Origin of the sequence: uncultured Gimesia sp. (assembly GCF_937919775.1) — a bacterium.
In the GTDB taxonomy this organism is placed as follows: domain Bacteria; phylum Planctomycetota; class Planctomycetia; order Planctomycetales; family Planctomycetaceae; genus Gimesia.
The window spans coordinates 1-10,972 of record NZ_CALFPF010000532.1 but is presented as its reverse complement, the minus strand read 5'-3'; the positions used below and the strand labels follow the sequence as shown (position 1 = coordinate 10,972).

Below are 10,972 nucleotides of genomic sequence, written 5' to 3'. Positions count from 1 at the left end.
ATGTGTAACTGCTTAATTAATACTGATTTGAATGTGTCTCGATATCAGGGATCATAACCGGGTAAATTGGATTGATCAAGCTGCTGGAATATTCTGTAATCATAAGTTATTATGATTAGGAGTTTTATCATGTTTATAAAAAGCGTGTTCTTTGGTGATTCTTAAGAAATGGGGAAATCGAAACGATTTCTCCCCGAACGACCGTTAAGATAACACCGAATTGAATTCGGCGTTCATTTTCTTCAGCAGAATATTTCTCCAGGTTTCACAAGTATAGCGAACTATGGCTCCATTAAGCTCTCCCCAAAAAAACAACCAGAAACGTTTACGGATTAAACAGTCGCTGCGGTCACTGATTGAATTTCGTGGCGGAAATCAAACCGATCAGGGGCAGATTCAATCTACAACGCGCAAGCTGTACGATGGTCCTGCCGGTGCCGTGCTTTATCTGGCAAGTAAATTATCGCTGCACGATCCGCTGGTAGGTCGTATCCTCAAGACCCGTCGGTTTGATGTGTCTGAGTTTCGCAGCATTCTGGATATCGGTTCGGGGGCAGGGCAGATACTCGGGCACCTGTTACGCGAGACGCATCCTGAAGCCCGTCTGGTTGCCTGCGATCTGTCGCATCAGATGTTAAAGCGTGCCAGAAACCGGATGGACAGCGAGCGGCCCAATTATCTTTCCGCCGATCTGACGAAGCTGCCGTTCCTGGATGAATCGTTTGATTGCGTGACTTGTGGCTGGGTATTGGAGTATGTGGCAGATCCGAAACATGGATTAACCGAGATTCATCGCGTTCTGCAGCCGGGAGGCAGTCTGTTCCTGCTGGCGACGGAAGACAAATTCTCCGGAATGCTCAACAGCCGCACCTGGAAATGCAGAACCTATAACCGGGTTGAGCTGCAGCAGGCGTTTGAAGAATCGGGATTGCCCTGGAAAGAGCAGCACTGGTTTACGCCAATCCATCAGTTCTTGAAGCTGGGCGGAATCATCGTGGAAGCCACCAAGCCTGTGGAACCCGTCTCGACTCAATCCTGATAACGGATCGGGCTCCAGTCTTTCGCCAGTTCGCAGAGAATTTTCAATGTTTGCGGATTGGCGCTGCAGGCCGTGATGCCCGGCAGACGCAGCATATCGGCCCGCTCGTCCAGCCAGTGTTCATGAAAATTCACCGGTTCGCCATTCTGCACCCAGACCGCATCCCCGCCGAGAATCCGGGCGATGTGTAGCGAAACGGGGAAATCATACACGTTGGGAGTATGGATCAGTGAACCGCCAAATGCGCCGGTCGCGAGCAGGTCGTAAATACTGCCCGGCATTTCTTCCGGCGGCACTCCTTCAAGGCCGGCTGCAGTGACGAGCCGGGCGTTGGCAGTGTCTTTGTCCTGGAACCCGATCAGATAGATGCGCGGGGAATCGGGGCGTGTTTTGGGATCAATGGCGGGCATTGCATCCAGTACCTCACGGGCGGGGCGGCTCAGATCATCGGGACCGCAGACCACGCGTTGATGAACGGCTTCCACCCAGGTTCCCTGATCGCCGGTTTCCGGAATATACACCAGGGAATAAAGCACGGTTTCACTGTCGCGCAGATGAATCATCACGCAATAACCGTTGGCCGTTTTGTCGCGATACTGTTTTGTACCGTCAATCGGATCAATCGACAGCACGTAGGGAGACTCCGCTGCAAAGCGGTTGAGATCGCCCGTTTTCTCTTCGGCTTCGATACGACATTTCAGGAAGATCGGATCGCGATCGCGGAGAGCCGCGACGATTAATTCCTGCAGCGTTAAGTCGGCCAACGTTAACGCGTCGGTCAAGGCGCTGCCCGACGATTTGTTTTCGACGGCGATATTAAAATTTCTCAGGCGTTTGGCGATTGCTCCCGACCAGCGGAGGACTTCAGGCAGATGCGTTTGTAATGCGGCTAACAGTGCGTTTCGTTCCATGTCGTCGATCTTTTCCGAATACTGAATCGTGATTGTTATGATGAACCTGCATTGTTTCGTTTCTGCTCCAGATATTCAATCACCAGCGAGGCGACATCCACGTTTGTCGCAGATTGAAAGCCGCGCCAGCCCGGGACCGCATTGACTTCGAGCACGTAACATTCGTCTGGCGCTTCAGACGGAGAGAGCAGATCCACGCCGGCAAATTCGGCATGCGTCAGCTCTGCGGCGCGTAGCGCCAGTTCCACTTCCCGGTCGGTAGGGTGATAAAGTTCTGCACGCCCCTGACGCGAAATATTAGTGCGGAAATCATTATTGCCATGACGGCGGATTGCTCCGATCACGCTGCCGTTCAGAATCAGAATCCGCAGATCATAGCCGGCATGCGGGATATATTTCTGAAGATAAATGACCGCCTGTGTGCGTTCCAGAGTCCGAAAGGAACGATAGGCCAGATCGGGATCACTGATGCGAAAAATGCCCCGGCCTTCAGAACCGAACAACGGTTTGACGACGACGTCGCCTCCCAACTGCGCGAAGTGCTGCAGCGCTGCTTCAGACGATTCACACACCGCAGTCGCGGGTACCGGTAATCCTGCGGCTGCCAGCCGGGATGTGGTCAGATATTTGTCGACCGCGCACTCGATCGAGCGGGCAGAATTGAAAACAATCACTCCCGATCGTTCCAGCTGTCCCAGCAGATCCATCCGGAAAATCACCTGCTCCAGTGAGCCGGGGGGCATCGTGCGAATGATCAGGCAGTCAAATTGATTCAGTTCAATCCGGTTGTGATCCTCGCCGTGCCAGAAAAACTGCTCGCCGCTGATACCCGCCAGCAGCGAAGTCAGGTCGCGGAATTCCAGCTTGACGGATTCGTGTTCGCGTGCACGGGCGGCCTGGCTCAATTGCTCGCAGTACCAGCTTCCCTGATGTCCCAGAATGGCGATCCGCACAAGAAATTTCCATGAACAAAGACGCAAGCGGGAATTCAGAAACCAAAACTGTTTTTCAGCAGACCGGTATTTTTTTCACCGAACTGGAATACATTTCCCGTGTCAAGATTTTGAAAAATAATGACCGCCGGGCTGAAGAAACTGGGATCAATTTCGTAGAAATCGTGATTCGCTTCTTCGAAGACTTCGAGAAACGGTTTCCCGAAACAGGCGGCCGAACTGGAGGGAATCGAAGGGCCGATCTCCTGCAGCGATTCATCGTCTCCCGTGACCCACAGCGTGACCGAACTTCCGTAGAGAATGGAATCGTTGGTCCTGCCAATTCCGGTCAGGTGATCTCTGGCGACAGGCGCCAGCGGCGCTGTTCCATAACCAGACTGAATGCGGTGCACATCGAAATTGCATTCAAACAGCTTATGCATGGCGGTTTCTACCGAGCGGGCGATGACCTGAATATTGCCCGCCATGCTCGCCGTGGGTGCCACGAGCAGAATGATGTTTTTGGGTTCGACGCCCGTTGCTTTGGAAATCATGTTTACTACATTGACGCCGGGCAGTGAATTGGCTTCGAGAATGCCGACGGTTTTCTCGGGAAACTCGCCAAAGGCCAGAATCTGATACAATTCTTCTTTTTCAGCGGCTGCCCGCATCGGTCCGGAACCCATTGCGAAAAAATCATCGACGTCGATTTTCCAGCCCGCATACTGACTGAGCAGACAGGCCTCGACAGCGTGATCGGTCTGGACCTGCAGGTAAGGCAGAGGCTGCCCTTCCAGCTCTCCCGGAACGAGTTGAACATCACCCAGATCCGACATGCAGATCCGGGCCAGCATTAAACCGGCCTGAATGCCGGCGGGTGTTTCCACTCCGCAGTCAACAACGATCGCGCCGTTCTCCAACGCATGCGGAATGACTTTCAGTTCGCCGGCTTTTTCCAGCAGACGCTCTGTCAGTTGGCACGCTCGATTGTTTAAAACTCCGCTCATAATCGTTTGGTTCAATTCCGCAGTTCAAGTAGTAAAATTAAGGGACGCATATGCGTGCGACATTACAGGCAACCCACTTCTTCCATAATTCCTTTGGTTCGAGCAATCAGTTCGGGGGTGCAGGCCGGGAACGGGTGAAACAGCGTGTCGTGTTCAATGACCCCGCGCAGGCGCAGGGCGGTTTTCATCGCGCCGATCACGTAGCCCACTTTTATCGTGCCATCGGGGCAGACAAAAACTTCAAACAGGCGAACGATGGCTTCCTGAAATCGAACCGCTTCCTGATGGTTGTTTGCCGCTGCTGCTTCATAAAGTTGTACAAATAATTCCGGAGCGACGTTCGCCAGTCCAGGAACTGTTCCATCAGCGCCGGCCAGCACGACCGCATGCACCAGCATTTCGGCTCCGGTAAACAGTTTCATACCTTTGGGTTTATTGGCAACCAGCCGATGAAAGCTGACTGCATCGCCGCTGGAGTCTTTGACGCCGATGATGGTGCCTTCTTTTCCCAACGTCATGAGAGTCTCCATCTCAATTTTGACTTTGGTCATCACGGGAATATCGTAGGCAAAAATCGGAATATCAACGGTTTCACGTATCGTGCGATAATGAACCAGCATGTCCTGCTGGCCCGCCGGATAATAAAAAGGGGGACAAACCACGATCGCGTCTGCGCCCTGGGCCTTGGCGACTTTGGCCTGTTCGATAATCTGTTCGGTTCCCGGCGCGATCACACCGACAAGGAGCGGTACGCGACCATCAATAATATCGACCGCAATTTCTGTCGCCTGATGTCGGTCAGCGTCACACAGCAACGGTCCTTCACCCGATGTTCCGAATAAAAAGATCCCATGCACGCCCTGTTTCAGCATGAAGCGGTAAACGGATTCCGCCGAGGCAGGATCCAGTCTGCGTTCGGGCGTCAGAGGAGTGATCACCGGAGGGAGAACACCTTTTAATTGTGTAGAAAGGTCGATTGTCATTTATCCGCTACCAGAGTTTGTGTTCAAAAATGGGAAAGCTGTCTCCCTTCAAGCGATGGAGCAACTTCAAGTCAGCCATTGTTTTATACCAAACTGGTTTCCAGGATGCGATGATTCCGAGGTCTTGACTACAGGAATCGGGCAGGCTTGCCGGACAGAGATGCTAACTCTAATCAAATCGTGAGATTTGGAGGGATTTTACGGGATGTAGGGGATGATCGGGATTCGAAACCTGCGAAAGCTTCTTAAGCGGGAGGGACAGAATTCCGTTTTCAGAGAATTCCGCAAGGTGATTTAGAAAAAAAACTGGAGGAGGGTCTCACCAGCCGGATATAATTGACAGACATGAGAAACGAACAAACAACAACAATTTGTCTGACACACCAACGCGTTGAGGATCAGGCCACGCCGTTCGGAATGGTTTGTCCCGATTGTAAATGCCGTCTCTATACGAACCCCCCGCGAGGCAATCTGATGAGCTTCTGGGAAAGCCAGCCGGTCGCATACAGTCTCGATCGCGAGCCCTGTTTCGCTTTTTCACTGATGTGGGAAAACTACCGCATCCGCTCGATTCATCTACCCGAGACCGATCTGGCCAGCACGGAATCATCCGAGATCGAATCGCATTCCTGAAATACCCTGCATCAAGGTGCCAGAATCACTGACTCGTTCAGAAGTTAATCTGCCATTGTTCGGTTTGAATTACGAAATCGCCAATGCTTCGTCTTTCAAATCAGAAACGAACATGCAGCCCGGGCTGTGAGTGATGGCAAATTCCAGCTTCGCCTGCATCAGGACGGCCTGCGGAGTGACGCCGCAGGCCCAGAAGACGGGGAGTTCTCCCGGCTCGACCGGAACCGCGTCACCAAAATCGGGCTGTGCGAGATTCGTAATCCCCAGTTGCTCGGGGAATCCGAGATGGATGGGAGCGCCATGCACGGCGGGGAAACGACCGGTGATCTGAACCGCGCGAATCGCGTCGGCTGGCTTGAAGGGACGCATCGAAACGACCAGCGGACCGGAAAATATTCCCGCCGGTTCACAGGGAATCGTCGTGCGATACATGGGTACGTTCACGCCAAGATCAATGTGTCTGACTGAGAGTCCCGAATCGATTAAAGCCGACTCAAACGTAAACGAACAACCAATCAAAAAAGAAACCAGATCGTCCTGCCAGAGATGGCTGATTTCGGTCGGTTCCTCAATCAATTCCCCCTGTTTCCAGACACGATAGCGGGGGAGATCGGTCCGCAAATCTGCACTTTCCGCCAGCTTGCGGAGACCTGGGTCGCCGGCTTCCGTCACTTCCAGCAGCGGACAGGGTTTGGGGTTTTTCTGACAGAACCGCAGAAACTGGAAGGCGTCCTGTTCGCGAAGGATCACAAGATTTGCCTGGGCAAAGCCGGGAGCCAGTCCCGACGTTTGCCCGGTGAATTTTCCTGCACGACACGCCTGTCGAACTTGTGCACCTGTCTGCAGTGAAGACCGATCTACGTTCATAGCGATTACTTCTCAGTAACGATGACCTCAGATGAGATGATTTTCACATCTTCGAGGGGTCGATCGCCGTGATTGGTTTCGACATCGCCGATTTCCAATACGACGGCTTCGCTTTCTGCATCACTGGTTTTGCCGAAAACCGTGTACGAGTTATCCAGGTGAGGCACGCGTCCCAGGCAGATAAAGAATTGTGAGCCTGCCGAATTGGGATCATTCGTGCGGGCCATCGACAACACGCCGGTTTCATGAGGCAGCTTGTTGAATTCGGCATCAATCGTGTAGCCCGGTCCGCCGGTGCCGGTTCCCTTCGGGCATCCGACCTGAACTACGAAATCGGGAATCACACGATGGAAGATAATCCCATCATAAAAGCCGATTTTGGTCAGGCCGATAATGTTGCGGCAGTGTCCCGGTGCGACATCCGGATACAGGTTCATCTTGATGGTACCTTTGGTGGTTTCGAAAACAACCTGATATTTGAATTTGTCGAAATCAACATCGGCCAAGGCGGCATCAACTTCTGCACGACGGTTCTCGGACACGGTACTTTTCCTTCTTTGAATCAATAATAAACGGTCAGCGATCTGATTTTGCAATCAAAAACGGTATGTCTCACCTTACCGCCTCGCCACGAAAATCACAAAGCAGATTTCCCCAATAAATGTTGCGAAACGGGTAATTCCTGCTGCAAAGATCAGAGAGTGTGGATCTGAAACGGTGAACAAATAGTAGAGTAAGGCTCTTTTATTCCGGCGTTCCGAATCCGCCTCCGCCGGGGGTTTTGATGGTCAGGAGATCGCCGGCTTCGACAGACAGGGAAAATTTGCCGCCCAGCGATTCTTCAGCGGTCTGATTTGCCTTTTTCAGCAGGTTTTCTCCAATTTGTCCGGGTGAACCTCCTTCGAGGCCGAAGGGGGGATACGCACCGCGTCGTTCGGAAATCAGTGAAATTTTCAAGGGTTTCAGGAATTCAATCCGGCGGATAATTCCTTCGCCGCCCTGATGTCGTCCTGCGCCTCCCGACCCGTGGCGAATCGAAAATTCATGCAGGCGCACCGGATAACGACGTTCAATGATTTCCGCATCGGTGAGCCGGGTGTTGGTCATGTGGGTGTGGACGGCATCGGTGCCGCCGTGGTCCGTCGTCGCGCCGCTGCCGCCACAGATTGTTTCGTAATAGCCGAAGCTCTCATCGCCGAACGTCAGATTATTCATCGTGCCCTGACTGGCGGCCGCTTTGTTCAACGCACCGAGTAATGTATCGACAATCCGCTGCGAGGTTTCCACATTGCCGCCGACCATCGCCGCACAGTCCGCAGGAGTTTCCCGTTCGGGGGGATTCAGAAAACACTCTGGCAGAACAATTTCAATGGGCGCCAACACGCCGCTGTTGAGCGGGATGTCTTCCTGGATCAGGCAGCGAAAGACATACAGCACGGCGGCGTTTACAATCGCGCGGTTGGCATTCAGGTTGGTTTCCAGCACAGGACCGGTTCCGGTGAAGTCGACGATGGCGGACGTGCCCCTGATCGTGATTTTTACCACCAGGGGCGCGCCGTTATCCAGATGATCGGTAAATGCATAAACGCCGTCCTTAATCTGGTCGAGCGCCAGCTGCATCTTCTGCGTTGCGGCCTGCTGAATATGAATCATATAGGCCTGGACAACCGGCAGCGAATAGCGGCGCACCAGATCATTCAGCAGCATCACGCCACAATTATTGGCGGCGACTTGAGCAGCGACATCGGCCAGATTATCAACGACCGCGCGGGACGGGTGTTCGCCTGAAAGCAGTAACGCACGCAGTTCTGCTTCCCGCGATTCGCCCCGGTCGACCAGCTTGAAATTTCGAATCAACGCCCCTTCGTCGGCCAGTGTTTTCGAGAACGGCGGCATACTGCCAGGCACAATACCACCAATTTCCGCGTGATGGGCGCGACTGGCGGTGAAGAACAGCAGCTCCTTTGTTTCCGGGTGATGCACGGGAGTGATGACCGTCACATCGGGAAGATGCGAACCGCCCCGATAAGGATCGTTGGTCACAAACACATCTCCGGGTGCCAGTTCCGGGTTATCGGCGATGATGCGTTTGACCGTTTCGCTCATGGCTCCCAGATGCACGGGAATGTGCGGGGCGTTAACGACCAGATCGCCATTTGCGGAAAAGACGGCGCAACTGAAATCGAGCCGTTCTTTCACGTTGGTCGAGATCGAAGTTTTCTGCAGCGTGATTCCCATCTGCTCGGCGATGGAGGCGAACAGATTATTAAAGATTTCCAGCATGACAGGGTCAGCTTCGGTGCTGATGCCGTGCTGCGTGCCTGTGTTCCTGGCTGTTTCACGAATCAGCGTTTCGCCCCGTGATAAGATTTCGGCATCGAAGCCGGAATCGATGATGACGGTGGAAATCGCCTCGCAGATGATCGCAGGGCCGAAGATCCGGTCACCAGGGCGTAATTCATCACGCAGGTAGACAGCGGACTGCTGCGCGTTTCCCTGAAAATACGTTTGCGTTGTTTCCAGGGGCACAGGAACCCGCGAAATCAGTTCCGACGCAGGCAGGTTCGGTTCTTCCATTCGTCCCACAATTTCCGTCCGCAGCGCGGTGACTTCCACGGCCCGTGCCTTGTGGGTGTAGCCATACAGCCTCTGGTGTTCCTGTTCGAAGAACGTCAATTCATTCTGACCTGGCCGGCAGAGAACCTGGATCGTGGCGTCGGTGCCCAGATAACGCATTTCGAGTGAATGCTGTGCTGCATCTATCCGTTCTGGCGGGATTCCTTCGGCGTGGACTTCTTCCCGAACAGTTTGATCGAGTTGCTCAAACCGGATTTGCAGTTCCTGTTTCAATTCATCGGACCAGGGTTTGAGGACCGACTGCTGGCCGAACCGCCGCACATCGGCCTGTCCTATGCCGAACGCACTTAAGATTCCCGAATACGGGTGAATCAGAACTTCGCGAATGCCCAGGGCGCGGGCGATCGCGCACGCATGTTGGGAACCGGCGCCGCCGAAACTGACCAGCACATAATCGGCTGGATCATAACCGCGGGCGACGGAGATATTGCGAATCGCGCGGACCATGTTGGCGTTGGCGATTTGCAGAAAACCTTCCGCCAGTTCGAGCGGCGTATAAGTTTTTCCCATCGGTGACGCGGCAATTTCCTCGCAGAGCTGCGTCAGTCGCGACTCGACGGCGGCTCGGTCCAATGCGAACGGAAAGCGGCCGGGGATAATTTTACCGAGATAGAGATTCAAATCGGTGACGGTGAGCGGGCCCCCCCGTCCATAACAGGCCGGTCCGGGATTCGCGCCTGCGCTGGCAGGGCCGACGTGCAGCTTGACGCCGTCAAAGCCGCAGATACTTCCGCCCCCCGCCGCAACGGTTTCAATGCTCAGCATCGGTGCGACGATTCGCACGCCCGCTTTACGCGTTTCAAATTCCCGCTCGTAAACGCCGTCAAAACGCGAGACATCGGTGCTGGTTCCCCCCATGTCAAAGCCGATCGATTTCGGAAAACCGGCGACTTCTGCCACGCGGGAATAGCCAATCACCCCACCCGCAGGACCGGACAGGATGCTGTCTTTTCCCACAAAATTGGCGGCATCGACCAGACCGCCGGCGGATGTCATCAGTTTCAGGCTGCAGTTTTTGAGGGGTGTCCGAAGTTTTCTGATGTAATCTTTGAGGATCGGATTCAGGTAAGCGTCCATGACGGTCGTATCGCCGCGGGAGACGATTTTAATCAACGGCGAGAGGCGGCTCGAAACGCTGATCTCTGCAAAACCGGCCTCTTCCGCAAGTCCGGCGACCAGTTCTTCATGGTCGGGGTTCGCAAAAGAATGCAGCAGACAGATCGCCAGCGATTTCACGCCCGTTGCTTTGAGTTCCTTCAGTTGCTGACGAATGGTCTCGGGATCAGGTGCGCGGAGTACCGTGCCTTCCGCAGTGATGCGTTCGTCAATTTCCAAGGCGGTTTCGAATAAAGGTTCCGGTTTCTGAATGACCAGATCGAACAGGCGGGGTCGGTCCTGATTACCGATCAAGAGGACGTCGGCGAAACCTTGCGTGGTGATGAAGGCGGTGCGGGCGCCGTTGCGGGTGAGCAGGGCATTGGTGCCTCGGGTGGTGCCCAGTTTGACGCTGACATCGGAAATCGTATCTGACTTTTTCAGGCCGAGGATCCAGCGAATCGCCAGCACGGGGGCTTCTTCTCCCGACGAGAGTTCATAACCGGTCGACTCTTTGACCGTCGCGGGCAGGGGGGCTGTGAAAGTCAACGTGCCGGTGGTTGTGTCAAAGGTGGTCACTTGTGCCGAATGAATGGATTGTCCCTCTTCATTCAGAAATTCGATTTGATACTCTTGCCAGAACTCTGCCGGGTCGCCGCAGCGGGAAGGGTCCACAATCGTAGTGGGATCGCAGATTTGTTGAATCCGCCCTTTGGTAAAACCCGAACTAAGAGTCTTAAAGGGAATGAACTCATTTTCCGGCGATCGCGCGATACAGTCCGTAAACGTCCCGCCCACATCGATCCAGAATTCCCAATTTTTGCCGCTCTTTTCTGCTTTTAAACCATTCATTTCATCAAATATTTCG

General features: G+C 53.9%; 9 protein-coding genes. 2 read left to right on the top strand and 7 right to left on the bottom strand.

Annotated features, from left to right (window positions below; translation table 11 throughout):
- The first annotated feature begins 283 nt into the window (after positions 1-283).
- Positions 284-1,039 carry a class I SAM-dependent methyltransferase gene (locus Q0294_RS15290; protein WP_299467172.1) on the top strand — a complete coding sequence of 252 codons (756 nt, stop codon included), beginning with the start codon at positions 284-286 and terminating at the stop codon, positions 1,037-1,039.
- On the opposite strand, the gene Q0294_RS15285 is transcribed toward Q0294_RS15290, so the two are convergent.
- The 4 genes from Q0294_RS15285 to Q0294_RS15270 all read right to left on the bottom strand — a co-directional run bounded on the left by Q0294_RS15285 (position 1,030) and on the right by Q0294_RS15270 (position 4,872).
- Complete coding sequence (locus Q0294_RS15285; RefSeq protein ID WP_299467170.1) at positions 1,030-1,950, bottom strand: inositol monophosphatase family protein; 921 nt, start codon at positions 1,948-1,950, stop codon at positions 1,030-1,032. The genes Q0294_RS15290 and Q0294_RS15285 overlap by 10 nt on opposite strands.
- 35 nt (positions 1,951-1,985) lie before the next feature.
- Positions 1,986-2,903: a RimK family alpha-L-glutamate ligase gene (locus Q0294_RS15280; RefSeq protein WP_299467168.1), complete on the bottom strand. Its 918-nt coding sequence runs from the start codon at positions 2,901-2,903 to the stop codon at positions 1,986-1,988.
- A gap of 35 nt (positions 2,904-2,938) precedes the next feature.
- Positions 2,939-3,889 (bottom strand): methenyltetrahydromethanopterin cyclohydrolase, encoded by a 951-nt coding sequence (mch, locus tag Q0294_RS15275; protein WP_299467166.1) that lies wholly within the window; start codon positions 3,887-3,889, stop codon positions 2,939-2,941.
- 62 nt (positions 3,890-3,951) lie between these two features.
- Positions 3,952-4,872: a dihydrodipicolinate synthase family protein gene (locus Q0294_RS15270; RefSeq protein WP_299467164.1), complete on the bottom strand. Its 921-nt coding sequence runs from the start codon at positions 4,870-4,872 to the stop codon at positions 3,952-3,954.
- Between the two features lie 345 nt (positions 4,873-5,217).
- On the opposite strand from Q0294_RS15270, the gene Q0294_RS15265 reads away from it, so the two are divergent.
- Complete coding sequence (locus Q0294_RS15265; protein ID WP_299467162.1) at positions 5,218-5,505, top strand: hypothetical protein; 288 nt, start codon at positions 5,218-5,220, stop codon at positions 5,503-5,505.
- A 69-nt stretch (positions 5,506-5,574) separates the two neighbouring features.
- On the opposite strand, the gene Q0294_RS15260 is transcribed toward Q0294_RS15265, so the two are convergent.
- The 3 genes from Q0294_RS15260 to Q0294_RS15250 form a co-directional block, all read right to left on the bottom strand.
- Complete coding sequence (locus tag Q0294_RS15260) at positions 5,575-6,372, bottom strand: putative hydro-lyase (protein ID WP_299467160.1); 798 nt, start codon at positions 6,370-6,372, stop codon at positions 5,575-5,577.
- A gap of 5 nt (positions 6,373-6,377) precedes the next feature.
- Positions 6,378-6,914 carry a peptidylprolyl isomerase gene (locus tag Q0294_RS15255; RefSeq protein WP_299467158.1) on the bottom strand — a complete coding sequence of 179 codons (537 nt, stop codon included), beginning with the start codon at positions 6,912-6,914 and terminating at the stop codon, positions 6,378-6,380.
- Positions 6,915-7,116: 202 nt separating this feature from the next.
- A partial coding sequence (locus tag Q0294_RS15250; RefSeq protein WP_299467156.1) for a hydantoinase B/oxoprolinase family protein occupies positions 7,117-10,972 on the bottom strand: 3,856 nt, incomplete at its 5' end.